Origin of the sequence: Serratia ureilytica, from assembly GCF_013375155.1 — a bacterium.
GTDB classification, from domain to species: Bacteria; Pseudomonadota; Gammaproteobacteria; order Enterobacterales; family Enterobacteriaceae; genus Serratia; species Serratia ureilytica.
Window position 1 is genome coordinate 190,182 of the sequence record NZ_JABXOF010000006.1, and the last position, 22,875, is coordinate 213,056.

Genomic DNA, 22,875 nt, shown 5'->3' on the forward strand with positions numbered 1-22,875 from the left:
GCCCGGCGGCTAACTGTCTGTTTTAACCTGCGGATTTCACCGCGTCGGCGATGCGATGCGCCAGCGCGGTCACCTGCTGCTCGTCTTCGCCTTCCACCATCACGCGGATCAGCGGCTCGGTGCCCGATTTGCGCAGCAGCACCCGGCCGCGGCCGGCCAGCTCGGCCTCCACCTGCTCGGTGACTTTGCGCACTGCATCAGACTCCAGCGGATTGTGCTCGCCGGCGAAGCGCACGTTGACCAGGATCTGCGGCAGCAGCTTCATGCCGCTGCACAGGTCATGCAGGCTCATGTGGTTGCGCACCATGGCGGTCAGCACCTGCAGCCCGGCCACAATGCCGTCGCCGGTGGTGGTTTTGTCCAGCAGGATCACATGGCCGGAGTTTTCCGCGCCGATGCGCCAGCCCAACTCCTGCAGCTTCTCCAGCACGTAGCGGTCGCCCACTTTGGCGCGAGCGAACGGAATGCCCAGCTGTTTCAGCGCCAGCTCCAGCCCCATATTGCTCATCAGGGTGCCGACCGCGCCGCCGCGCAGCTGGCCCTGACGCAGGCCTTCACGGGCGATGATGTACAGGATCTGGTCGCCGTCCACCTTGTTGCCCAGGTGATCCACCATCATCACGCGGTCACCGTCGCCGTCGAACGCCAGGCCGACGTGCGCTTTTTCCTGCAACACGCGCTCCTGCAGCTGACGCACATCGGTAGCGCCGCATTTTTCGTTGATGTTCATCCCGTCCGGCTCAACGCCGATGGCTATCACCGTGGCGCCCAGCTCGCGCAGCACGCTCGGCGCGATGTGATAAGTCGCGCCGTTGGCGCAGTCAACCACGATTTTCAGCCCCTTCAGGCTCAGCTCGCTCGGGAAAGTGCCTTTGCAGAATTCGATATAGCGGCCGGCGGCGTCGATGATACGGCTGGCTTTACCCAGCTCGGCGGACTCTACGCAGGTCAGCGGTTTTTCCATCTCGGCTTCGATCGCCTCTTCGACGTTGTCCGGCAATTTGGCGCCGTCGATCGAGAAGAACTTGATGCCGTTGTCATAGAACGGGTTGTGCGAAGCGGAGATGACAATGCCCGCTTCCGCGCGGAAGGTGCGCGTCAGGTAGGCCACCGCCGGCGTAGGCATCGGCCCAGTGAAGGAGGCGGATAATCCGGCGGCCGCCAGGCCGGCTTCCAGAGCGGACTCCAGCATATAACCGGAGATGCGCGTATCCTTACCGATGATGATCTTGCGGGAACCGTGACGCGCCAGCACTTTACCGGCCGCCCAGCCCAGTTTCAGCACGAAGTCCGGCGTGATGGGGCTGTCCCCGACCTTGCCTCGGATGCCGTCGGTGCCAAAATATTTGCGCTCGCTCATGTCTCTACTGTCCTTTAGCTGAAAGTGTTGCCTCGACGACACGCATCGCCTCGACGGTTTCTTTAACGTCATGCACTCTGACAATCTGCGCCCCCTGCATCGCCGCGATCACCGCGCAGGCCACGCTGCCGATAACCCGTTGATCCGGCGGCACGTTCAGCAGTTGTCCAATCATCGATTTGCGCGACATGCCGACCAACAGCGGCAAACCGAAACGATGAAATTCCGACAACCGGGCCAGAAGCTGATAGTTGTGCGCCAAATTTTTACCGAAACCGAAGCCTGGGTCGAGCAGCAATTTCTGATTTGTTATCCCCGCCTCGTTACAGCGCCGGATATGGTGCTCGAAAAACGTCTGAACGTCGGCGATCAGATCGTCGTAGTGGGGCGCCTGCTGCATGGTGCGCGGCTGCCCCTGCATGTGCATCAGGCAGACCGGCAAACCGCTTTCCGCCGCCGCCGCCAGGGCGCCCGGCTCCTGCAGCGAACGGATGTCGTTGATCAAGTGTGCGCCGGCGTGCGCCGATTCGCGGATCACACCCGCTTTCGAGGTATCGACCGAGATAAAGACTTCAAAGCGCTGCGCCAGCGCTTCCACCACAGGCACGACCCGCTCAAGCTCCTCCTCTTCGCTCACTTCCGCCGCACCCGGCCTTGTCGATTCGCCGCCGATATCAATCATCGTGGCGCCGGCCGAAATCAGCGCATGCGCATGTACCAGCGCCTGGTTCAGGGTGTTGTGGCGGCCGCCGTCGGAAAACGAATCCGGCGTCACGTTGAGGATGCCCATCACCTGAGGATGGGAGAGATTGAGCGTCATGTCGCGCACGGTTAACTGCATGGTTGGTCCACCTTACTGTTGCCTGGTTCACTGCCCGCCGGGCAAAAAAAAACCCCGGCATGCCGGGGTTTGATGTTATTACACAGCCGCTGTTACTTGTCGAGCTGTTCGGACATGGTGTTGCCCGGCGTTGGGGTGCGCGGCTCATCTACCGGCGTCGGGGCTTTCGGGGTGCCACCGTTGTCGGAGCTGTTGCCTTTGTTCGCATCGTCCCAGCCCGCCGGCGGACGCACGTCTTTGCGGTTCATCAGATCGTCGATCTGCGGCGCATCGATGGTTTCATACTTCATCAACGCATCCTTCATCGAGTGCAGGATGTCCATGTTTTCCATCAGCAGCGAGCGAGCACGCGTGTAGTTGCGTTCGATCAGCGACTTCACTTCCTGGTCGATGATACGCGCGGTTTCATCCGACATGTGCTTCGCCTTGGCCACGGAACGGCCCAGGAACACTTCGCCCTCTTCTTCCGCATACAGCAGCGGCCCCAGCTTCTCGGAGAAGCCCCATTGGGTCACCATGTTGCGGGCGATGGAGGTCGCCACTTTGATGTCGTTCGACGCACCGGTAGAGACTTTTTCCGGCCCGTAGATGATCTCTTCCGCCAGACGACCGCCGTACAGGGTGGAGATTTGGCTCTCCAGCTTCTGACGGCTGGCGCTGATCGCATCCCCTTCCGGCAGGAAGAAGGTCACGCCGAGCGCCCGACCACGAGGAATGATGGTGACCTTGTGCACCGGATCGTGTTCAGGAACCAGGCGGCCAATGATGGCGTGGCCCGCTTCGTGATACGCGGTCGACTCTTTCTGCGCTTCAGTCATCACCATGGAGCGACGTTCCGCACCCATCATGATCTTGTCTTTGGCTTTCTCGAACTCCACCATCGACACCACGCGCTTGTTGCCGCGGGCTGCGAACAGCGCCGCTTCGTTGACCAGGTTGGCCAGATCGGCACCGGAGAAGCCCGGCGTGCCGCGCGCAATGACGGAGGCGTCGATGTCGGCCGCCAACGGCACGCGGCGCATGTGCACCTTCAGGATCTGCTCACGGCCACGCACATCCGGCAGCCCGACCACGACCTGACGGTCGAAACGGCCCGGGCGCAGCAGCGCGGGGTCAAGCACGTCCGGACGGTTGGTCGCCGCGATGACGATGATGCCCTCGTTGCCTTCGAAACCGTCCATCTCAACCAGCATCTGGTTCAGGGTCTGCTCGCGCTCATCGTGACCGCCACCCAGGCCGGCGCCACGCTGGCGACCGACGGCGTCGATTTCATCGATGAAGATGATGCACGGCGCGGCTTTCTTCGCTTGTTCGAACATGTCGCGCACGCGGGATGCACCCACGCCGACGAACATTTCGACGAAGTCGGAACCGGAAATGGTGAAGAACGGTACCTTCGCTTCGCCGGCGATCGCTTTCGCCAACAGCGTTTTACCGGTCCCCGGCGGGCCAACCATCAGCACGCCTTTCGGGATCTTGCCGCCCAGCTTCTGGAAACGGCTCGGTTCGCGCAGGTATTCCACCAGTTCGCTCACCTCTTCTTTCGCTTCGTCACACCCGGCGACATCGGCGAAAGTGGTCTTGATCTGGTCTTCCGTCAGCATGCGGGCCTTGCTCTTGCCGAAGGACATCGCGCCCTTGCCGCCGCCGCCCTGCATTTGCCGCATAAAGAAGATCCAGACCCCGATCAGCAACAGCATCGGGAACCAAGAGATAAAGATAGAAGCCAGCAGGCTCGGCTCTTCAGGCGGCTCGCCGACAACTTTCACATTCTTCGTTAACAACGTATCCAGCAACTTAGGATCGTTGACAGGGATGTAGGTCGTGTATTTGTTACTGTCTTTCTTGGTAACGTTAATTTCACGTCCGTTGATTCGCGCTTCGCGAACCTGGTCCTGGGTCAGTTCGGACATGAAGGTAGAGTAATCCACCCTACGGCCATTCGACTCGCTGGGCCCAAAGCTCTGGAATACAGACATCAACACTACCGCGATGACTAACCAGAGAATTAGGTTTTTCGCCATGTCACTCAAGGGATTAACCTCATCTTACAACTGTGTTAACAAACAGCGTTAGGGTACTACAGTTTGCGCCCTGTCGCTACAATGTACACTTCGCGCGAACGGGCGCGGGAAGCGTCTGGCTTACGAATCTTAACCTTCGTAAACAGGGAGCGAATTTCCCGTAGGTACTCGTCAAAGCCATCTCCCTGGAACACCTTCACCAGGAAACTTCCGCCTGGTGCGAGGACATCACGACACATATCCAGCGCCAACTCCACCAGATACATCGACCTTGGAATATCGACCGCCGGGGTGCCACTCATATTCGGGGCCATATCGGACATGACCACCTGAACCTTACTCTCGCCTACTCGTTCCAACAGTGCCTTCAGCACCAGTTCATCACGAAAATCGCCCTGAAGGAAATCGACGCCAACGATAGGATCCATTGGCAAAATATCACAGGCGATGATGCGCCCGGTACCGCCGATTTGGGTGACCACATACTGCGACCAGCCGCCCGGTGCGGCGCCCAGATCAACCACGGTCATGCCCGGTTTGAACAGTTTGTCGCTCTGCTGTATTTCATCAAGTTTAAACCAGGCACGGGAACGCAGTCCCTTTTTCTGCGCCTGCTGTACATATTTATCGCTAAAGTGTTCTTGTAACCAGCGACTGGAGCTAGCCGAACGCTTTTTATTAGCCATCTCGTTTTCCAACTATCATAAAAAGAGTCTTATGTCAGGGTCGCTGCTCACGTAGACTCACACCGGTGAAGACCGATTTGGTGATATACATGAGATGGCGGTAGAATGTACCGTTTTCAATCCCAACTTAAGCAAAAAAGACAATGAATCTGAATAATAAACAAAAACAGCACCTGAAAGGCCTGGCGCATCCGTTAAAACCGGTGGTGATGCTGGGCAATAACGGTCTTACCGAAGGGGTGCTGGCTGAAATTGAACAGGCTCTGGAGCATCATGAGCTGATCAAGGTAAAAATCGCCGCTGAAGATCGCGAAACCAAGACCCTGATCGCCGACGCTATCGTGCGTGAAACGGGCGCCTGCAATGTGCAAGTTATCGGCAGTACGCTTATTCTTTACCGCCCGTCGAAAGAGCGCAAGATCAGTCTACCGCGTTAATAACCATCAGGTTAACGAAAAGGTGCCATGCGCCTGACCAAGATAAAAGGCCGCTTGCGGCCTTTTTCCTATCTTTACAAAACGTTGGCGCATTAATGACCAACGGTCCCGATCAGAGATACTCGACCTTCAGGATCTCGTATTCCACGTCGCCGCCTGGGGTTTTGATCACCACCACATCGTCTTGCTCTTTGCCGATCAGGCCGCGCGCCATCGGCGAGTTTACCGAAATCAGATTTTTCTTGAAATCGGCCTCATCGTCGCCAACGATGCGGTAAGTCACTTCTTCTTCGCTGTCCAGATTCATCACCGATACGGTGGCGCCGAAGATCACCCGACCGGTGTTCGGCATCTTGGTGATGTCGATCACCTGAGCATTGGACAGCTTGGCTTCGATTTCCTGAATGCGGCCTTCACAGAAACCCTGCTGTTCGCGGGCGGCATGGTACTCGGCATTTTCTTTCAGGTCGCCGTGTTCACGCGCTTCAGCGATATCCGCAATGATTTTCGGGCGGCGCACGCTTTTCAGATATTCGAGCTCTTCGCGCAGTTTTTCAGCGCCAAACAAGGTCATCGGAATTTGGTTCATCGTATAAATACCTCTAAATCTTTCCTGTTCAAATAACCGTCATCCTGACGTATTCGTATGAAAACACGGTTGGCATACTGCCCCCCGCCTCCAGGCGACAAACAAAAGAAACCTGACTCGGAACGGAGCCCAAGCCAAGATCGGTTTTGCATTTTGATACGCATTTTAGCCTAGAGTTCCTTGAGGGTCATCGTTTACTTTTTCCCTGATTGCACCGTAGTATGACGGCACGTTATCCAGCTGTTATCCCGAGATTATGCGTTTTTCACGAATTGTCAGTGCATTGGCTTGCGCATTTATTCTGAATGCGAATGCGGCCCCGGTTGAAGAGTACACACAATATCTGCCTGATGGGGCCAACCTTGCCCTGGTCGTTCAGAAGATCGGCGCCGGCACGCCGACGATCGATTACCACTCTCAGCAAATGGCGCTGCCGGCCAGTACCCAAAAAGTGCTGACGGCGCTGGCGGCATTGCTGCAACTCGGGCCCGATTACCGTTTCACCACCACGCTGGAGAGCCAGGGCGATATCCGCGACGGCGTGCTGCGCGGCAACCTGATCGCTCGCTTCAGCGGCGATCCGACCTTCAAACGCCAGAGCCTGCGCAATATGGTGGCCGTCCTGAAAAAGCAAGGCGTGCGCCAAATCAGCGGCGACGTGCTGGTCGATACCTCGGTCTTCGCCAGCCATGACAAAGCGCCCGGTTGGCCGTGGAACGATCTGACGCAGTGCTTCAGCGCGCCGCCGGCCGCCGCCATCGTCGATCGCAACTGTTTCTCGGTCTCGCTGTACAGCGCGCCGAATCCGGGCGACATGGCGTTTATCCGCGTCGCCTCCTATTATCCGGTTAATATGTTTAGCCAGGTGCGCACCCTGGCGCGCGGCTCGGCAGACGCGCAGTACTGCGAGCTGGACGTGGTGCCGGGCGAGCTGAACCGCTTTACCCTGACCGGCTGCCTGACGCAGCGCAGCGAGCCGTTGCCGCTGGCCTTCGCCATCCAGGACGGCGCCAGCTATGCGGGCGCCATCTTGAAAGACGAGCTGACGCAGGCCGGCATCCAGATCGACGGGCATTTGAAACGCCAGACGCGTCCCGGCATTACCGGCACGGTGATCGCGCAAACCCAGTCGGCACCGCTGCACGATCTGTTGAAGATCATGCTGAAAAAGTCGGACAACATGATTGCCGATACCGTCTTCCGCACCATCGGCCATGAGCGCTTCGGCGTGCCGGGCACCTGGCGAGCGGGCTCCGATGCGGTGCGCCAGGTGCTGCGCCAAAAGGCCGGCATCGATCTGGGCAATACCATCATCGCCGACGGTTCCGGCCTGTCGCGCCACAACCTGCTGGCCCCGGCGACCATGATGCAGGCGCTGCAGTACATCGCGCAGCACGACAACGAGCTGAACTTTATCTCGATGCTGCCGCTGTCCGGCTATGACGGCACCCTGCGCTACCGCGGCGGCCTGCATGAAGCTGGCGTCGACGGCAAGGTGTCGGCCAAGACCGGCGCGCTGCAGGGCGTCTACAACCTGGCGGGCTTCATCACGACAGCCAGCGGCCAGCGCATGGCCTTCGTGCAGTATCTCTCCGGCTACGCCGTGCCGCCGGAAGATCAGAAACAGCGCCGCGCGCCGCTGGTGCGCTTCGAAAGCCGCCTGTATCGGGATATTTACCAAAACAACTGAGGGTCATCATGAAGCTGCTGGTCGTTGAAGATGATGAACTGCTGCAACAGGGGCTGGCGTTGGCGCTGACCGGCGAGGGTTACGTCTGCGACTGCGCCGCCACGGCGGCGGAGGCCAACAGCCTGCTCATCACCAGCCAATACAGCATGGTGATCCTGGATCTCGGCCTGCCGGATATGGACGGCGCGGCGCTGCTGCGGCAGTGGCGCCGCCAGCAGATCGATCTGCCGGTGCTGATCCTGACCGCCCGCGACGCCCTGGAAGATCGCGTCGACGGGCTGGACGCCGGCGCCGACGACTACCTGGTCAAACCCTTCGCGCTGGTTGAGCTGCAAGCGCGCGTGCGCGCCCTCCTGCGGCGCTACCAGGGCCACAGCGACAACCTGATGCAGGTGGATGACCTGCAGTTGAACCTCTCCAGCCAGCAGGTCTACCTGCAGCAACAGCCGGTGGAAGTCACGCCAAAAGAGTTCGCCATTCTGTCGCGCCTGATCATGCGTGCCGGGCAGACGGTCAACCGTGAGCTCCTGCAACAAGATCTCTACACCTGGCAAGACGACCTGGGCTCCAACACGCTGGAAGTGCACATCCACAACCTGCGCCGTAAACTGGGCAAGGATCGCATCCGCACCGTGCGCGGCATCGGCTACCGCCTGGAACCTTCCTCATGATCAGCATGCGCCGCCGCCTGCTGCTGATGTTGGCGCTGATCCTGTTGGTCACGCAGCTCATCAGCGCCTTCTGGCTGTGGCACGAAAGCCAGGAACAGATCAGCTTCCTGGTGGACGAAACCCTGTCCGCCAAAGTGCGCAGCGAGCGCGTCGATACCGAGATCGCCGAAGCCATCGCCTCGCTGTTGGCGCCTTCGCTGATCATGATGATCGTGACCCTGCTGGCGTCTTTCTGGGCCATCAGCTGGATCACCCGCCCGCTCAACCAATTGCAGCAGCGGCTGGAAAAGCGCTCTGCCGATAACCTGACGCCGCTGCCCATCACCAGCGACAGCCAGGAAATGGTGGCGGTCACCAATGCGCTCAATCAGCTATTCTCGCGGCTGGACAACACCATTCAGCAGGAACGCCTGTTCACCGCCGACGCCGCCCACGAGCTGCGCACGCCGCTGGCCGGCATCCGCCTGCATCTGGAACTGATGGAAAAACAGGGCGTCAAGGGCAGCCAGGCGCTGATCGCCCGCATCGATCAACTGATGCACACCGTCGAGCAACTGCTGATGCTGTCGCGCGCCGGGCAAGACTTTGCCAGCGGCCATTACCAGCATTTCGATTGGGTAGCCGATGTGATCCAGCCGCTGCGTGAAGAGCTCGACGAAATGACCGCCCAACGCGGGCAAACGCTGGCCTGGCAATTGCCGGCCGCCGCCGCGGTGAACGGCGATCCGGTGCTGCTGCGGCTGCTGCTGCGCAACCTGGTCGAAAACGCCCACCGATACGGCCCGGAAGGTGGCGCGATACAGGTGCGGTTAACGCCGCAGGACCGCGGTTATCTGCTGCAGGTCATCGACGATGGCCCGGGGATCAAGGAAGAGATGGTCGGGGAGCTGACGCAGGCGTTTCGCCGCATGGATCAACGCTACGGCGGCAGCGGACTGGGCTTGAATATCGTGATCCGCATCGTGCAGCTGCACCAGGGGCGCTTGACGCTGGAAAACCGCCGCGATGCGCGCGGCCTGAATGCCCAGTGTTGGCTGCCGGAAAAGGCGCTCAAATAACAAGGGCCCAGCGTTGCTGAGCCCTTTATCATCGAATTACTTCTGGTAAATGATTTCGACGCCTTCGTCGTCGTCTTCGTCCCAGTCGTCATCCCAGTCGTCATCCGCTTCCGATTCCATCTCCGCCAGCTGTTCGCGGTGATAGTCGTCCCACATGAATTCGACTTTTTCCGGCGCGCTTTCTTCGATCGCCATCGCTTTCGGCTGGGTGTTGATGAAGTTCATCACGTCCCAGCACAGCGCGTTGACGCCTTCGCGGTTGGCGGCGGAGATCATGTAGTACTTTCCTTCCCAGCCCATGCCTTCCACAATCGCCTTGGCGCGTTCGGCAGCTTCTTCCTCACCAATCACATCAATTTTGTTGAACACCAGCCAGCGTGGCTTCTGCGCCAGATTTTCGCTGTATTGGTTCAACTCGTTGATGATGACTTTGGCGTTTTCCACCGGATCGGATTCGTCGATCGGCGCAATGTCCACCAGGTGCAACAGCACGCGGCAACGCTCCAGGTGTTTCAGGAAGCGAATGCCCAGGCCAGCGCCTTCGGAGGCGCCCTCGATCAGCCCCGGAATGTCGGCGACCACAAAGCTCTGCTCGTGGTCCATGCGCACCACGCCCAGGCTTGGCACCAGCGTGGTAAACGGATAATCGGCCACCTTCGGCTTGGCGGCGGACACCGCGCGGATGAAGGTCGATTTGCCGGCGTTCGGCAGCCCCAGCATGCCCACATCGGCCAGCAGCAACAGCTCCAGCAACAGATCGCGCGCTTCGCCGGCGGTGCCCAGCGTCTTCTGACGCGGCGCACGGTTGACCGACGATTTGAAACGGGTGTTACCCAGACCGTGCCAGCCGCCTTTGGCGACCATCAGTTTCTGCTCGTGACGGGTCATGTCGCCGAGGATCTCGCCGGTGCCCTGATCCTTCACGCGCGTGCCGACCGGCACCTTGATGATGACGTCTTTACCGCGTTTACCGGTACAGTCGCGGCTCTGGCCATTCTGACCGCGCTCGGCGCGGAAAGACTTCTCAAAGCGGTAGTCGATCAGGGTATTGAGGTTCTCGTCCGCCAGCAGGTAGACGTCACCGCCGTCGCCGCCGTCGCCGCCGTCAGGCCCACCGTTAGGGATATATTTTTCGCGGCGGAAGCTGACGCATCCGTTTCCGCCATCGCCTGCAACGACCAGAATCGCTGCTTCATCTACAAACTTCATTTACCGTCTCCGTAAATCATTCACCGGGCTGCTTCAAAGGAGCAACCTGGGGGGGTTCTGCCCGTCGCGGCCACCACCGGTGACCAATTGCGGAAAACATAGCGCCCGCCACGACCACAAACGCGCCAACATAGCCGACGAGATTTAACGTCGGCGCGGCGAATGCCTGGGGCCAGGCCAGCGCCAATAAATCAGAAAACAGCAGGGTAAACAGCGGGGTCAGCGTCACCAACGCACTCACCTGCGCCGCCTGCCAGCGCGCCATCGCTTCCGCCAGCGCGCCATAGCCGATCAACGTGTTGGCGCCGCAAAACAGCAGGCACGCCAATTGCCAGCCGCTAAGCTGGAAAATCACCTCGGGTTTGGCCAGAGGGAACAACGCCATCGCACATAAAGTGTACAACATAACCAGGATCTGCGGCGAAGCCAGCCGTCGCAGCAATACCTTCTGCGCCACGCCGTAGCTCACCCAGACCATCGCCGCACACACGCCCAGCATGACGCCCAGCGTGTAGTCCGTCAGCCGGGTAAAGATCTCTATCAGACTGACGTTGAAAAACAGCATCAGTCCACAAATCAGCATCAAGGCGCCAATGACCTGGGTGATGCGCATGCGCTCTTTTAAAATCAGCACGCTGGCGAACATCATGCCCACCGGCGACAGCTGGCCAATCACCTGCGACGCCGTCGGGCTCAGGTATTGCAGCGAGGAACTGAAGAACACAAAGTTGCCCAACAGCCCCGCCGTGGCGATCGCCAACAGCAGCAGCCAACGCGGTTGACGGAACATCTTCAGCGGCGGCAGCTTGCCGCGCACCGCGAGGATCACGCCCAAACCGATGGCGGCCATGGTAAAGCGATACCAAACGACGGTAAACGGCTCCATCACCGCCAACACTTCTTTCATCGCGATCGGCAACGCGCCCCAGCAAACCGCCGTGGTTAACGCCAGGGAAATACCCACGCCGACCTGCTGCTTCGTATCCATATTACCTTCGCCAACGCTGACAGGGCTGCCCGCAGGCAACCCATAAATGTAAAAAGCCCCGCAACGAATTGCGGGGCTTACATCTATTTCGTAAGGCTCGAAAAATTATTCAGCTTCGATGCTGATGAATTTACGATTGCTCGGGCCTTTAACTTCGAATTTGACTTTACCGTCTTTCAAAGCAAACAGAGTGTGGTCTTTGCCGCAACCCACGTTGGTACCAGCGTGGAATTTGGTGCCGCGCTGACGAACGATGATGCTGCCTGCCAGTACTGCTTCGCCGCCAAAGCGTTTTACGCCCAGACGTTTAGCTTCTGAATCGCGACCGTTACGAGTCGAGCCGCCAGCCTTTTTGTGTGCCATTAATCCGCTCTCCTAACTTAAGCGCTGATGCCGGTGATTTTAACGTCAGTGAACCACTGACGGTGGCCCTGCTGCTTACGGTGGTGTTTACGACGACGAAACTTAACAATTTTAATTTTCTCGCCACGACCGTGAGCAACGACTTCAGCTTTGATCTTGCCGCCATCGACGAAAGGAACGCCGATTTTGATATCTTCGCCATTAGCGATCATCAGAATCTGGTCAAACTCAACCGCTTCACCAGTTGCGATGTCCAGCTTTTCCAAGCGAACGGTCTGACCTTCGCTTACTCGGTGTTGTTTACCACCACTTTGGAAAACCGCGTACATATAAAACTCCGCTTTCCGCGTGCCCGACTGTGTTAGTTCAGAGCGCGCTATAAATATTCACAATAGGGCGCGAATTCTACGCAAAAAAGCGGCGCATGACAAGAGCAGAATAAGACCAGATGTACAAAAAAGAAGAAAAAAAACACAGTTTCTTTCGTGGCGTTTATCTGAACCGTTTTTCAAGTACAATCATAGGGACAGTTACCGCCATGTACCGATGTGAGCAGCGATCTCAACGCGGTGAAGAGAAACACAGCTGAAAAAAACACAATGAACCTAGAGCAAATTACCGAGTTAACCGCGCAAGATATGGCGGCCGTGAACGCAACAATTCTCGAACAGCTGAATTCCGATGTCACGCTCATCAATCAGCTTGGCTATTACATTATCAGCGGTGGCGGTAAACGCATCCGGCCGATGATCGCCGTCCTGGCGGCGCGAGCGTTGGGCTATGAAGGCAACAAGCACGTCACCGTCGCCGCCCTGATCGAATTCATCCATACCGCCACGCTGCTGCATGACGACGTCGTCGACGAATCGGACATGCGCCGCGGCAAAGCCACCGCCAACGCCGCGTTCGGCAACGCCGCCAGCGTGCTGGTCGGCGACTTTATCTATACCCGCGCCTTCCAGATGATGACCAGCCTGGAATCGCTGCGCGTGCTGGCGCTGATGTCGGAGGCGGTCAACGTCATCGCCGAAGGCGAAGTGCTGCAGTTGATGAACGTGCACGATCCTGACATCAGCGAAGAAAGCTATATGCGGGTGATCTACAGCAAAACCGCCCGTCTGTTTGAGGCGGCGGCGCAATCGTCGGCGATCCTGTCCGGCGCCAACGCCGAGCAAGAGAAGGCGCTGCAAGATTATGGCCGCTACCTCGGCACCGCTTTCCAGCTGATCGACGATCTGCTCGACTACAGCGCCGACGGCAGCACCCTGGGCAAAAACACCGGTGACGATCTGAATGAAGGGAAACCGACCCTGCCGCTGCTGCACGCGATGCACAACGGCGACGACGCACAGCGTGAGATGATCCGTGGCGCGATTGAGCAAGGCAACGGTCGTCATCTGCTGGAGCCGGTATTGCAGGCGATGCAACAATGCGGTTCGCTGGAATACACTCGCCAACGCGCCGAGGAAGAAGCCGACAAGGCGATCGCCGCGCTGCAGGTCTTGCCGGCCTCGGAGCACCGCACGGCGCTGGAAGGCCTGGCGCATCTGGCAGTGCAACGCGATTTTTAAGAAATAAAAGTTTCTTAACATTCTTATCAGGCCCGCTGAGGCGGGCCTGTCTAGGTATTGTTCTCTTCGTCAATACGCGCTAGCAGGCCGCCTATCCCTTCCCGCATCAGGAAAGCCACCATTTTCTCGCGCTCGCTCTCCGTCAAATGGTAGTAATACTCGATCCATACCGCTAACGGATCCTGGCGTTCTACGTCATACGCCGCCCCATCTTCTTTCAGCATCAGCAGGTTGCGTGCACCAGGCGGCAGGCTGTCGATATGATACTCCAACGCTTTTCCCTGCACGCCTTTACGCCTGCGGCTTATCCAGCCTTCGCGCCGGGCCATCAGATTGATTCCCTGTGGTGAGGAAGGTAATCCTGCGATGCCTGTCAGTTCCTTGGCGGCAAACCACTCGTTTTTCATAGCCATCATCTCTGGGCAATAGTGGGCAAAGTCATTTTTGGAAATTACTTGGGTATTTTTTAGGAAATTTAATGGTATTCTTGTTTCCGAATAAGCGTTTCACGTTGTTCAAACGCCTAACCCTGATCCGTTAGTTATACCACTAACGCAACTTTGGCTAATCAGAAAAGGAATGTAAACATGAATTCAAGGAACCCAGATTGGCATCCGGCAGATATCATCGCGGCGTTACGCAAACAGGGCACCACGCTGGCGGCGGTGTCGCGCAAGGCCGGATTAAGCTCATCAACGCTGGCCAACGCGCTGTCGCGTCCCTGGCCGAAGGGGGAATGGCTGATCGCCGAAGCAATCGGCATCCACCCATCGGAGATCTGGCCAAGCCGCTATTATGATCCGCACAGCGATTGCCTGCTGGATCGAAAAGCCCGCATCAAATCGTGAACGCGGGGCAAAAAAAACCGCCGGAACAGCGTCCGGCGGCGTTTATCGGCTGACTATCGGCGACGAGACGATCAGTTATTGATGAACTTCTCGCCCAGTTCGATATCTTTGTGCAGCACGTCCAGCATCTCATTCAGCGCTTTCTGTTCGAAGGCGCTTAGCGTGCCGATATCCTTGCGTTCTTCAACGCCGTTTTTACCCAGCACCAGCGGCTGTGCGAAGAAGCGAGCGTATTTGCCGTCGCCTTCAACGTAAGCGCATTCCACAACGCCTTTCTCGCCCTGCAGTGCGCGCACCAGAGACAGACCGAAACGCGCGGCCGCCTGGCCCATGGACAGCGTAGCAGACCCGCCACCGGCTTTGGCTTCCACCACTTCGGTGCCGGCGTTCTGAATGCGTTTGGTCAGATCCGCCACTTCCTGATCGGTGAAGCTCACGCCAGGGATCTGCGACAGCAGAGGCAGGATAGTCACGCCAGAGTGGCCGCCGATGACCGGCACATTCAGCTCTTCCGGCTGCTTGCCTTTCAGCTCGGCCACGAAGGTGTTGGAACGGATGATATCCAGCGAAGTCACGCCGAACAGTTTGTTCTTGTCGTAAACGCCGGCTTTTTTCAACACTTCCGCCGCGATGGCGACCGTGGTGTTAACCGGGTTGGTGATGATGCCGATGCAGGCTTTCGGGCAGGTTTTCGCCACTTGCTCAATCAGGTTACGCACGATGCCGGCGTTAACGTTGAACAGGTCAGAGCGATCCATGCCTGGCTTACGGGCCACGCCGGCGGAAATCAGCACCACGTCCGCACCCTGCAGAGCCGGGGTCGCGTCTTCGCCGCTGAAGCCTTTGATTTTAACTGCGGTTGGGATGTGGCTTAAGTCGACGGCAACGCCTGGGGTAACGGGGGCAATGTCGTAGAGAGAGAGTTCAGAACCTGAAGGAAGCTGGGTTTTGAGTAGAAGGGCGAGGGCCTGGCCGATACCGCCAGCAGCACCGAGAACTGCAACTTTCATCCTATACTCCTTTATTGTCTTAAATATATAAAGCGCCGTGAATGTGTTGGTGACGGACCTTAAATTATTACACCTTTAAAAACAATAAATTAGCTAATTGTTGCCTGCAGGTGCAATAAAATGACCGCTGTCGCGCCCATTTTAGATTAAATCGCTTACGCATGAAGGGCATAGCGCACACTAATCAAAAATAGTGCGAGGTTATTCACGAGCAAGTTAACCGGCCGTTACATTACACCCTTACGCAACATCAGAACAACATCATTTTAATAACATTTTATTTACTAGCGCAGGCCGATTTTCCGACGTCAAAAGGGCATATTCATCACGGCCGGATTTTGTTAAAATGCCGCCCTTTCCTCGCCGCCCGGTCATGTTTATTTTCTTTGGGTCGGCCTTTGTTGCATAAAAATTCATCTATATGCATAATCATGACTTCCATTATCAACATTCCACGGTGCAAAATGCGTAATCCCGCAAAACAGGAAGATCTGATCAAGACGTTCAAAGCGTTATTGAAAGAAGAAAAATTCAGTTCTCAAGGCGAGATCGTTTTGGCGCTGCAAGAAGAAGGCTTCGAAAACATTAACCAATCCAAAGTATCGCGCATGCTGACCAAGTTCGGTGCGGTACGTACGCGCAATGCCAAAATGGAAATGGTGTATTGCCTTCCTGCCGAACTCGGCGTGCCGACCACCACCAGCCCGCTGAAGAACCTGGTGCTGGACGTCGACCATAACGACGCCGTCGTGGTGATCCACACCAGTCCGGGCGCCGCACAGCTGATCGCCCGCCTGCTTGACTCCTTGGGCAAATCCCAGGGCATCCTCGGCACTATCGCCGGCGACGACACGATTTTCGTCACGCCGTCCAGCGGCTTTACCGCTCAGAAGCTGCATGAAGCGATCCTGGGCGTGTTCGAGCAAGAGCTGTGAAACCTGGCGCTAACAAAGTGCGGCTACCGCCCGCATTTTGTTAGCGCTTCTTTAACCCTCGCGTTACCTTTCCGGCCTTCAACCGCGTTTAACACTGCTTTTTTATCCCGCAACAACACATTTCCATGACATATCCATGTAACCAGCAGTACCCACTGTGATCTTCCGCACTTTTGGTCAAAAGCACTTACCTTATTGAAATTACATAAATTTAACATCGAAAGATCGTTTTATGAGCGTTTTTTATTCCTTGTAGTTATAAAAAATAAGGTTCATCGGTTTAAAGTTTCACTAGCAACTGTTAGCGAACTATTAATTTTTGGCGTTACTAGCTGTATACTCATTTTCGTGAACTGAATCACAGTTCGTTGGAACTGATAAAAGAATACGATGAGGTGAGATGATGAAAATTAAAGCTACCGTTGCAACCCTGAGCGTTCTGTCCATGCTTTCCTTTGGCGCATTCGCAGCACAATCTGTTGATGCAACCCAGGCCGCAAAACTGCAGCCCGCCGGTGTGATCACCGTGAGCGGCGTCGCCGCTGCGCCTTCCGACATTCGTCAGGCGCTGTCCGATAAAGCCGACGCCAAAGGGGCGACCGCTTACCGCGTGATCGAAGCGCGCAACGACGGCAACTTCCACGCGACCGCTGAAATTTACAAATAAGTACCGGCATTACCCGGCAACGGGCAATACATCTCTGGAATCAAACGCTGTCATAACGGCCTTCAAGAATAAAAATCGCTGCCAAGCCCTTCCAGGCTGTTATGACCAAGGATCGCTATCATGAACATGAAAACTACTCTCGCTGCACTCGGTTTGCTGTCTGTCATCTCCTTTGGCGCGTCTGCCGCCCAGTTGGTGACTAACGATCAGACCGCCAATCTGCAATCTATCGGCACCATTACCGTCAGCGGTATCGACGGCGCACCGACCGACATTCGCCAGGCGCTGTCGGAGAAAGCCGATGCTAAAGGCGCGACCGCCTACCGCGTGATCGAAGCGCGTAACGAAGGCAACTACCACGCCACCGCCGAGATTTACAAATAACAACTCTGGGAACGGCTTTGCAGAGCTGATTACCCTCGTCACTGCCACTGCCGAGTTCTGACGCAAACGCCGATTTCCCAGAGACCCTCTCGTCGTCCTATCCGACGAACCCCGTTGCCCTCGCTCGCGAGGGCTTTTTTATGGGCGTAAAAAAGGCCGCGAATGCGGCCCTTAGGTTGGCTTATGCGGCTGAACAATCAGTAGGTCACCTTCGGTTCCTGCTTTTTCGCCAACGCGTCCAACAGGCGATCGTGAATGCCGCCGAAACCGCCGTTGCTCATCACCAGAATGTGGTCGCCCGGCTGTGCGGTTTTCACCACCATCTCCACCAGCGTGTCGAGATCCGCGCTCCAGTGCGCCGGCTGCACGCAGGCATCCGCCACTTCCGCAACCTGCCACGGAATGTGATGCGGCTGGAACAGGAACACTTCATCGGCACGGCCGAGCGAAGGCGCCAGATCGTTTTTGCTGATGCCCATTTTCATGGTGTTGGATCGCGGCTCCAGCACCGCCAGAATGCGCGCCGTGCCGCCTACCTTGCCGCGCAGCGCGGCCAGAGTGGCCAGGATCGCCGTCGGGTGGTGCGCGAAATCGTCGTAGACCGTGACGCCGTTGGCTTCGCCACGCAGCTCCAGGCGGCGACGGGCGTTGATGAAGTCGCCCAAGGCGCGGCAGGCGTCCGCCGGCTGCACGCCAACGTGACGGGTCGCCGCGATGGCCATCAGGCCGTTATGCATGTTGTGCTCGCCCACCAGCGCCCAGTTCACTTCGCCGACCTGCTCGCCGTCGAGGAACACCGCGTAATGACTGGCGTCCGGCGTCAGCTTCTGCGCGCGCCAGGTGCCCTCTTCGCCCACCAGCTCCTGTTCGCTCCAGCAGCCCATCGCCATCACCTGCTTCAGGTGGCTGTCGTTGTCCGGCAGGATGATCTTGCCTTTTCCCGGCACCAGGCGCACCAGGTGGTGGAATTGTTTCTGAATGGCTTTCAGATCGTCGAAGATATCGGCGTGGTCGAACTCCAGGTTGTTCATGATCAGCGTGCGCGGGCTGTAGTGCACGAACTTGGAGCGCTTGTCGAAGAACGCGCAGTCATACTCGTCGGCCTCGATCACGAAGAACGGGCTGCCGCCGAGGCGAGCCGAGACGTCGAAGTTGCCCGGCACGCCGCCGATGACGAAGCCCGGCTGGTAGCCGCAGGCTTCGAGGATCCAGGTCGCCATGCCGGCGGTGGTGGTTTTGCCGTGGGTGCCGGCGACCGCCAGTACCCAGCGATCGCGCAACACGGCGTCGTGCAGCCACTGCGGGCCGGAAACGTAAGGGATACCACGCTCCAGCACCGCCTCCACGCACGGGTTGCCGCGCGTCATGGCGTTGCCGATGATCACCAGATCCGGCGCCGGATCCAGCTGGGCCGGATCATAACCCTGAATAAGATCGATCCCCTGGTTCTCCAGCAGCGTGCTCATCGGCGGATAGACGTTGGCGTCCGAACCGGTGACGTCATGCCCCAGTGAGCGCGCCAGCATCGCCAGCCCGCCCATAAAGGTGCCACAGATCCCAAGAATGTGAATGCGCATAGGTTTCTCATGTGAGTGCATCGAATGTCGGCATATTCTAACGCTCAGAATCGTCCAGAAGAAATGGATTTGCCTATGAATGGCGCGCATCTTTGGGCTACACTGCTCGCGAAAACGTTGGCGGTTTGTTAACAGGCCGCTATCCATCCGTAGATTCAGGGATTGTGTCATGAAAACGTTAGGCGAATTTATCGTCGAGAAACAGCACGACTTCTCGCACGCCACCGGCGAGCTGACCGCGTTACTTTCTGCCATTAAACTGGGCGCCAAAATCATTCACCGCGACATCAACAAGGCCGGCCTGGTTGATATTCTGGGGACCAGCGGGGTGTCCAACGTACAGGGCGAAGTTCAGATGAAACTGGACCTGTACGCGAACGAAAAACTGAAAGCGGCGTTGAAAGCGCGTGGTGAAGTTGCGGGTATCGCTTCCGAAGAAGAAGATGAAATCGTGATATTCGACGGCGAGCGAGCTGAAAATGCCAAGTATGTCGTATTGATGGATCCGTTGGACGGTTCGTCCAACATCGATGTCAACGTCTCGGTCGGTACGATTTTCTCTATCTATCGTCGCATCACGCCGGTCGGCACGCCGGTGACCGAAGAAGACTTCCTGCAGCCGGGCAGCGCCCAGGTCGCAGCGGGTTACGTGGTTTACGGTTCGTCCACCATGCTGGTGTACACCACCGGTTACGGCGTCCACGCCTTCACGTACGATCCGTCTCTGGGCGTGTTCTGTCTCTCTCACGAGAAAGTGCGTTTCCCGGCGAGCGGCAACATGTATTCCATCAACGAAGGCAACTACATCAAGTTCCCTCTCGGCGTGAAGAAATACATCAAGTACTGCCAGGAGCAGGATGAAGCGACACAGCGCCCTTACACCTCGCGCTACATCGGTTCTCTGGTGGCGGACTTCCACCGCAACCTGCTGAAAGGCGGCATCTACATCTACCCAAGCACCGCCAGCCACCCGCAAGGCAAGCTGCGCCTGCTGTACGAATGCAACCCGATGGCGTTCCTGGCCGAACAGGCCGGCGGCAAGGCCAGCGACGGCAAAAACCGCATTCTGGACATCACGCCGGTGAAACTGCACCAGCGCGCGCCATTCTTCGTCGGCACCAAGTCGATGGTGGAAGACGCAGAACGCTTCATCGCCGAAAACCCGGACGAGTAACGCGTTCTTTGCCAGGGTTCGGCGCCTTGCCGAACCCTTATTGCCTTACAGCTTGAACGCCGCCATGCTCTGCGCCAGCAGCTGAGCCTGATCTTCCAGCGAGCGCGTCGCCGCCGCAGACTCCTCCACCAGCGCCGCATTCTGTTGCGCCACCTGATCCATCTGCGCCACCGCCAGATTCACCTGTTCGATACCGCTGCTTTGTTCGCGCGTCGCCGCCGAGATCTCACGCATCAACGCCGTCACCCGGCCCACTTCACCGGTGATGCCGCTCATGGTCTGCGCCGCCGACTCCACCATCTGTTCGCCTTCCTGCACCCGGTTTTGCGACGCTTCGATCAGCCCTTTGATCTCTTTCGCCGACTGGGCGCTGCGCTGCGCCAGGTTGCGCACTTCACCGGCCACCACCGCGAAACCGCGTCCCTGTTCGCCGGCGCGCGCGGCTTCCACCGCCGCGTTCAGCGCCAGGATGTTGGTCTGGAAGGCGATGCCGTCCATCACGCTGATGATATCGGCGATGCGGCGCGAGCTGTCGGTGATCGCCTGCATCTTGCTCATCACCTGGCTGACCACCTCACTGCCCTGGTTGGCGATATCGGACACGCTCAGCGCCAGCTGGTTGGCCTGTTCACAGTTCTCGGCGTTCATTTTCACCGTCGAGGTCAGCTGTTCCATGCTGGCGGCGGTCTCTTCCAGCGACGCGGCCGATTCTTCGGTGCGCTGCGCCAGATGCAGGTTGCCGGCCGCCAGTTCGCGCGAACCGGTGTCGATCTGGCTGCTGGCGTCGCGCACTTTGCTGACCGAACTGGCCAGCGCCTGCTGCATGCGCTGCATCGCCCGCACCAGGCGCCCCATCTCGGTATCGCCCTCGCCGCGGATCTCGTGGGTCAGATCGCCGCCGGCGATGTGTTCCAGCTGCGCGATGGACTCATCCAGCGGACGCAAAATGATCACGCGCAGCGCGAACCAGGCCAGCAACGCCAACAGCACGCTGAGCAGGCCCGCCACCACGATCAGCGAGATCTTGGTGCTGGCGTTGCTTTCCGCCTCATACACCTGCTTCTCGCCGAGCTTCATGGCGAAGCTGCGGAAATCGGTGAGATCCTTTTCAAACGCGATGCTCAAGGCGGAAATGCGCGTCTCCTGGATATGGTAATACTCATCGATCTTGCCGGCCTTGATGGCGGCGGCCATCGGCTTCACGCCCTGCTCCAGATAGGCGCGATAGCTGTTTTGCAGGCGGCTGGAGAGTTCGCGGCCGCGCTCGGTCACGGTGCCGACGCCGACAAAGCGCGCCATTTCCTTGTTCGACTGCTCGAGGTAGCCGTAGATGCGGCCCACGGTGGCGTCGGAGACATCAGTCTGGCCGATCTCCCGTTGGCGCACCGCCAGCGAGGCGGCGGTTCGGGCGCGCAGCGTCAGGTTGGAGCTGTTGGCCAGCGAGCCCAGCTCTTCGCCGAGGATCTGGTTTAAGGTATGGATCGAGCGCGATCCTTCGTTAATCGCGTTGACGCCAATAACGCTGACCATGATCAGCAGCATGGTCATCAGGCTCAGCAGGGCGATCAGCCCAGCCTTCACCGTAATCTTTTTTAGCATGAGTTCTTCCCGGCTTCAGAATAGTGAGATCAGACGTAGTAGGGGTGGCAAAACGCGGAGCCAGCTTTGCTGGCTCATTATTGTTTGTTGAAGTTATCGGCAGGCGGAGGCAAAACTTCATGCCGCGGCGGGATTAATCTGGAAATTATCCCTGCGTCGGCGCGCGGGGTTTTCGACGATGAAAAGGGCAGGAAATCGCAAAAGAGTCCGCTATAATAGCCGCCACTCCATTTCTGGTTTGATGATTAAAGGAAACCGACATGAGCTTGAATCTGGTCCCTGCTGGCAAAGACCTGCCGGAAGACATCTACGTAGTAATCGAAATCCCGGCCAACGCCGATCCAATCAAATACGAAATCGACAAAGAAACCGGCGCGCTGTTCGTTGACCGTTTCATGTCCACCGCGATGTTCTACCCGTGCAACTACGGCTACATCAACCACACCCTCTCTCTGGACGGTGACCCGGTTGACGTGCTGGTTCCAACCCCATACCCGCTGCAGCCGGGCTCCGTGATCCGCTGCCGTCCGGTTGGCGTGCTGAAAATGACCGACGAAGCCGGTGAAGACGCCAAGCTGGTTGCGGTGCCGCACAGCAAGCTGACCAAAGAGTACGATCACGTGAAAGACGTGAACGACCTGCCGGAACTGCTGAAAGCCCAGATCGCTCACTTCTTCGAGCACTACAAAGATCTGGAAAAAGGCAAATGGGTGAAAGTGGAAGGCTGGGCAGACGCTGCCGCGGCTAAAGCGGAAATCATCGCCTCCTTCGAACGCGCTGCCAAGAAGTAATTCCAGCCGCCGTCCGATGAAAAAACACCGCTCATTGAGCGGTGTTTTTTTTCTTACTGTTCTTCGAGACGCTTCAGCCAGTCACCGCTGGTAATTCGCGGGTAACCGTCCACGCTGTGTTTGTACAGGTAGATCCACGCACTCCCATAAGGCGTCTGAATCAGCTCGCGCTTATAGTCCTTGGTGTTGCTTTTCAGTTCGTCCAGCTCTGCCAGAATCGATGAGTTAATACGATACACCTCGCAATGTATCGTGCCCTCTCCAGGGATCGCCGCCGGGTAATGGCCCAGATTGTAAATCTGATAGCCTTCGAGCTCGTGCTCGCCGAGCCATTGGGCGTTGGTCATCCAATGGCTGTTTCCCTGTTTGCGTCGTAAACTGCCGTAGACAATTATTCGCATCG

Annotated in this window: 25 protein-coding genes; 11 read left to right on the top strand and 14 right to left on the bottom strand. The window is 57.8% G+C overall.

Translation table 11 applies throughout. From position 1 onward, the window contains the following. Positions 1 to 22: 22 nt before the first annotated feature. The 4 genes from glmM to rlmE all read right to left on the bottom strand — a co-directional run bounded on the left by glmM (position 23) and on the right by rlmE (position 4,911). Positions 23 to 1,360: a phosphoglucosamine mutase gene (gene glmM / locus HWW83_RS13060; RefSeq protein WP_033648671.1), complete on the bottom strand. Its 1,338-nt coding sequence runs from the start codon at positions 1,358 to 1,360 to the stop codon at positions 23 to 25. A gap of 4 nt (positions 1,361 to 1,364) precedes the next feature. Next, entirely contained in the window at positions 1,365 to 2,201 is an 837-nt protein-coding gene (gene folP / locus HWW83_RS13065) for a dihydropteroate synthase (RefSeq protein WP_042783532.1), read from the bottom strand. A gap of 92 nt (positions 2,202 to 2,293) precedes the next feature. Continuing rightward, on the bottom strand, positions 2,294 to 4,225 hold the full coding sequence (gene ftsH / locus HWW83_RS13070; RefSeq protein ID WP_004933529.1) for an ATP-dependent zinc metalloprotease FtsH: 1,932 nt from the start codon (positions 4,223 to 4,225) through the stop codon (positions 2,294 to 2,296). A gap of 56 nt (positions 4,226 to 4,281) precedes the next feature. Further along, positions 4,282 to 4,911 carry a 23S rRNA (uridine(2552)-2'-O)-methyltransferase RlmE gene (gene rlmE, locus HWW83_RS13075; RefSeq protein WP_004933533.1) on the bottom strand — a complete coding sequence of 210 codons (630 nt, stop codon included), beginning with the start codon at positions 4,909 to 4,911 and terminating at the stop codon, positions 4,282 to 4,284. A 143-nt stretch (positions 4,912 to 5,054) separates the two neighbouring features. Here rlmE and yhbY point away from each other — a divergent pair, with 143 nt between their 5' ends. Then, positions 5,055 to 5,348 carry a ribosome assembly RNA-binding protein YhbY gene (gene yhbY, locus HWW83_RS13080; RefSeq protein ID WP_004933536.1) on the top strand — a complete coding sequence of 98 codons (294 nt, stop codon included), beginning with the start codon at positions 5,055 to 5,057 and terminating at the stop codon, positions 5,346 to 5,348. A 112-nt stretch (positions 5,349 to 5,460) separates the two neighbouring features. On the opposite strand, the gene greA is transcribed toward yhbY, so the two are convergent. Next, positions 5,461 to 5,937, bottom strand: a complete 477-nt coding sequence (gene greA / locus HWW83_RS13085) for a transcription elongation factor GreA (RefSeq protein ID WP_004933539.1) — start codon at positions 5,935 to 5,937, stop codon at positions 5,461 to 5,463. Between the two features lie 256 nt (positions 5,938 to 6,193). On the opposite strand from greA, the gene dacB reads away from it, so the two are divergent. The 3 genes from dacB to pmrB are packed head-to-tail and all read left to right on the top strand — an operon-like array spanning position 6,194 to position 9,356. Then, positions 6,194 to 7,627, top strand: coding sequence for a serine-type D-Ala-D-Ala carboxypeptidase (gene dacB / locus HWW83_RS13090; RefSeq protein ID WP_176589355.1), 1,434 nt, complete (start codon positions 6,194 to 6,196; stop codon positions 7,625 to 7,627). Between the two features lie 8 nt (positions 7,628 to 7,635). Continuing rightward, positions 7,636 to 8,298, top strand: coding sequence for a two-component system response regulator PmrA (gene pmrA / locus HWW83_RS13095; protein ID WP_033641655.1), 663 nt, complete (start codon positions 7,636 to 7,638; stop codon positions 8,296 to 8,298). Next, positions 8,295 to 9,356 (top strand): two-component system sensor histidine kinase PmrB, encoded by a 1,062-nt coding sequence (gene pmrB, locus HWW83_RS13100; RefSeq protein WP_033641653.1) that lies wholly within the window; start codon positions 8,295 to 8,297, stop codon positions 9,354 to 9,356. The genes pmrA and pmrB overlap by 4 nt, the downstream gene beginning before the upstream one ends. Before the next feature lie 36 nt (positions 9,357 to 9,392). Here the strand turns inward: pmrB and cgtA are convergent, their stop codons facing one another. From cgtA to rplU, 4 genes are all read right to left on the bottom strand, one after another. Beyond that, entirely contained in the window at positions 9,393 to 10,565 is a 1,173-nt protein-coding gene (gene cgtA / locus HWW83_RS13105) for an Obg family GTPase CgtA (RefSeq protein ID WP_033641651.1), read from the bottom strand. Positions 10,566 to 10,581: 16 nt separating this feature from the next. Further along, positions 10,582 to 11,553, bottom strand: a complete 972-nt coding sequence (locus HWW83_RS13110) for a DMT family transporter (protein ID WP_033641649.1) — start codon at positions 11,551 to 11,553, stop codon at positions 10,582 to 10,584. Positions 11,554 to 11,658: 105 nt separating this feature from the next. Further along, positions 11,659 to 11,916 (bottom strand): 50S ribosomal protein L27, encoded by a 258-nt coding sequence (gene rpmA, locus HWW83_RS13115; protein ID WP_004933559.1) that lies wholly within the window; start codon positions 11,914 to 11,916, stop codon positions 11,659 to 11,661. A 17-nt stretch (positions 11,917 to 11,933) separates the two neighbouring features. Beyond that, positions 11,934 to 12,245 carry a 50S ribosomal protein L21 gene (gene rplU / locus HWW83_RS13120; RefSeq protein ID WP_004933561.1) on the bottom strand — a complete coding sequence of 104 codons (312 nt, stop codon included), beginning with the start codon at positions 12,243 to 12,245 and terminating at the stop codon, positions 11,934 to 11,936. 270 nt (positions 12,246 to 12,515) lie between these two features. Between rplU and ispB the strand changes: the two genes are divergently transcribed. After that, on the top strand, positions 12,516 to 13,487 hold the full coding sequence (gene ispB / locus HWW83_RS13125; RefSeq protein ID WP_033641648.1) for an octaprenyl diphosphate synthase: 972 nt from the start codon (positions 12,516 to 12,518) through the stop codon (positions 13,485 to 13,487). 50 nt (positions 13,488 to 13,537) lie between these two features. Here ispB and HWW83_RS13130 read toward each other — a convergent pair whose 3' ends face one another. Continuing rightward, positions 13,538 to 13,894 (bottom strand): DNA-binding protein, encoded by a 357-nt coding sequence (locus HWW83_RS13130; protein WP_033651481.1) that lies wholly within the window; start codon positions 13,892 to 13,894, stop codon positions 13,538 to 13,540. 180 nt (positions 13,895 to 14,074) lie between these two features. Between HWW83_RS13130 and HWW83_RS13135 the strand changes: the two genes are divergently transcribed. Further along, positions 14,075 to 14,335 (top strand): helix-turn-helix domain-containing protein, encoded by a 261-nt coding sequence (locus HWW83_RS13135; protein WP_004933567.1) that lies wholly within the window; start codon positions 14,075 to 14,077, stop codon positions 14,333 to 14,335. 71 nt (positions 14,336 to 14,406) lie between these two features. On the opposite strand, the gene mdh is transcribed toward HWW83_RS13135, so the two are convergent. Beyond that, entirely contained in the window at positions 14,407 to 15,345 is a 939-nt protein-coding gene (gene mdh, locus HWW83_RS13140) for a malate dehydrogenase (protein WP_033636811.1), read from the bottom strand. Positions 15,346 to 15,809: 464 nt separating this feature from the next. On the opposite strand from mdh, the gene argR reads away from it, so the two are divergent. From argR to yhcN (HWW83_RS13155), 3 genes are all read left to right on the top strand, one after another. Beyond that, positions 15,810 to 16,280, top strand: a complete 471-nt coding sequence (argR, locus tag HWW83_RS13145) for a transcriptional regulator ArgR (protein ID WP_016929335.1) — start codon at positions 15,810 to 15,812, stop codon at positions 16,278 to 16,280. Between the two features lie 403 nt (positions 16,281 to 16,683). Beyond that, positions 16,684 to 16,947: a peroxide/acid stress response protein YhcN gene (yhcN, locus tag HWW83_RS13150; protein WP_004933574.1), complete on the top strand. Its 264-nt coding sequence runs from the start codon at positions 16,684 to 16,686 to the stop codon at positions 16,945 to 16,947. A gap of 120 nt (positions 16,948 to 17,067) precedes the next feature. Further along, positions 17,068 to 17,331, top strand: a complete 264-nt coding sequence (yhcN, locus tag HWW83_RS13155) for a peroxide/acid stress response protein YhcN (RefSeq protein ID WP_025305042.1) — start codon at positions 17,068 to 17,070, stop codon at positions 17,329 to 17,331. Between the two features lie 197 nt (positions 17,332 to 17,528). On the opposite strand, the gene mpl is transcribed toward yhcN (HWW83_RS13155), so the two are convergent. Continuing rightward, a complete protein-coding gene (gene mpl / locus HWW83_RS13160) occupies positions 17,529 to 18,908 on the bottom strand; it encodes a UDP-N-acetylmuramate:L-alanyl-gamma-D-glutamyl-meso-diaminopimelate ligase (RefSeq protein ID WP_033651482.1) in 1,380 nt (459 codons plus the stop codon). Positions 18,909 to 19,077: 169 nt separating this feature from the next. On the opposite strand from mpl, the gene fbp reads away from it, so the two are divergent. After that, complete coding sequence (gene fbp / locus HWW83_RS13165) at positions 19,078 to 20,082, top strand: class 1 fructose-bisphosphatase (RefSeq protein ID WP_004933587.1); 1,005 nt, start codon at positions 19,078 to 19,080, stop codon at positions 20,080 to 20,082. Between the two features lie 45 nt (positions 20,083 to 20,127). Here fbp and HWW83_RS13170 read toward each other — a convergent pair whose 3' ends face one another. Then, positions 20,128 to 21,681 (bottom strand): methyl-accepting chemotaxis protein, encoded by a 1,554-nt coding sequence (locus HWW83_RS13170; protein WP_033651483.1) that lies wholly within the window; start codon positions 21,679 to 21,681, stop codon positions 20,128 to 20,130. 260 nt (positions 21,682 to 21,941) lie between these two features. On the opposite strand from HWW83_RS13170, the gene ppa reads away from it, so the two are divergent. Then, positions 21,942 to 22,472, top strand: coding sequence for an inorganic diphosphatase (gene ppa, locus HWW83_RS13175; protein WP_004933594.1), 531 nt, complete (start codon positions 21,942 to 21,944; stop codon positions 22,470 to 22,472). Between the two features lie 53 nt (positions 22,473 to 22,525). Here the strand turns inward: ppa and HWW83_RS13180 are convergent, their stop codons facing one another. Further along, positions 22,526 to 22,873, bottom strand: coding sequence for a gamma-glutamylcyclotransferase family protein (locus HWW83_RS13180; protein WP_025159589.1), 348 nt, complete (start codon positions 22,871 to 22,873; stop codon positions 22,526 to 22,528). Positions 22,874 to 22,875 lie beyond the last annotated feature (2 nt).

Coding starts and splice junctions, on each gene's coding strand:
- glmM (WP_033648671.1), bottom strand. CDS start 1,360: ATGAGCGAGCGCAAATATTTTGGCACCGACGGCATCCGAGGCAAGGTC.
- folP (WP_042783532.1), bottom strand. CDS start 2,201: ATGCAGTTAACCGTGCGCGACATGACGCTCAATCTCTCCCATCCTCAG.
- ftsH (WP_004933529.1), bottom strand. CDS start 4,225: ATGGCGAAAAACCTAATTCTCTGGTTAGTCATCGCGGTAGTGTTGATG.
- rlmE (WP_004933533.1), bottom strand. CDS start 4,911: ATGGCTAATAAAAAGCGTTCGGCTAGCTCCAGTCGCTGGTTACAAGAA.
- yhbY (WP_004933536.1), top strand. CDS start 5,055: ATGAATCTGAATAATAAACAAAAACAGCACCTGAAAGGCCTGGCGCAT.
- greA (WP_004933539.1), bottom strand. CDS start 5,937: ATGAACCAAATTCCGATGACCTTGTTTGGCGCTGAAAAACTGCGCGAA.
- dacB (WP_176589355.1), top strand. CDS start 6,194: ATGCGTTTTTCACGAATTGTCAGTGCATTGGCTTGCGCATTTATTCTG.
- pmrA (WP_033641655.1), top strand. CDS start 7,636: ATGAAGCTGCTGGTCGTTGAAGATGATGAACTGCTGCAACAGGGGCTG.
- pmrB (WP_033641653.1), top strand. CDS start 8,295: ATGATCAGCATGCGCCGCCGCCTGCTGCTGATGTTGGCGCTGATCCTG.
- cgtA (WP_033641651.1), bottom strand. CDS start 10,565: ATGAAGTTTGTAGATGAAGCAGCGATTCTGGTCGTTGCAGGCGATGGC.
- HWW83_RS13110 (WP_033641649.1), bottom strand. CDS start 11,553: ATGGATACGAAGCAGCAGGTCGGCGTGGGTATTTCCCTGGCGTTAACC.
- rpmA (WP_004933559.1), bottom strand. CDS start 11,916: ATGGCACACAAAAAGGCTGGCGGCTCGACTCGTAACGGTCGCGATTCA.
- rplU (WP_004933561.1), bottom strand. CDS start 12,245: ATGTACGCGGTTTTCCAAAGTGGTGGTAAACAACACCGAGTAAGCGAA.
- ispB (WP_033641648.1), top strand. CDS start 12,516: ATGAACCTAGAGCAAATTACCGAGTTAACCGCGCAAGATATGGCGGCC.
- HWW83_RS13130 (WP_033651481.1), bottom strand. CDS start 13,894: ATGAAAAACGAGTGGTTTGCCGCCAAGGAACTGACAGGCATCGCAGGA.
- HWW83_RS13135 (WP_004933567.1), top strand. CDS start 14,075: ATGAATTCAAGGAACCCAGATTGGCATCCGGCAGATATCATCGCGGCG.
- mdh (WP_033636811.1), bottom strand. CDS start 15,345: ATGAAAGTTGCAGTTCTCGGTGCTGCTGGCGGTATCGGCCAGGCCCTC.
- argR (WP_016929335.1), top strand. CDS start 15,810: ATGCGTAATCCCGCAAAACAGGAAGATCTGATCAAGACGTTCAAAGCG.
- yhcN (WP_004933574.1), top strand. CDS start 16,684: ATGAAAATTAAAGCTACCGTTGCAACCCTGAGCGTTCTGTCCATGCTT.
- yhcN (WP_025305042.1), top strand. CDS start 17,068: ATGAACATGAAAACTACTCTCGCTGCACTCGGTTTGCTGTCTGTCATC.
- mpl (WP_033651482.1), bottom strand. CDS start 18,908: ATGCGCATTCACATTCTTGGGATCTGTGGCACCTTTATGGGCGGGCTG.
- fbp (WP_004933587.1), top strand. CDS start 19,078: ATGAAAACGTTAGGCGAATTTATCGTCGAGAAACAGCACGACTTCTCG.
- HWW83_RS13170 (WP_033651483.1), bottom strand. CDS start 21,681: ATGCTAAAAAAGATTACGGTGAAGGCTGGGCTGATCGCCCTGCTGAGC.
- ppa (WP_004933594.1), top strand. CDS start 21,942: ATGAGCTTGAATCTGGTCCCTGCTGGCAAAGACCTGCCGGAAGACATC.
- HWW83_RS13180 (WP_025159589.1), bottom strand. CDS start 22,873: ATGCGAATAATTGTCTACGGCAGTTTACGACGCAAACAGGGAAACAGC.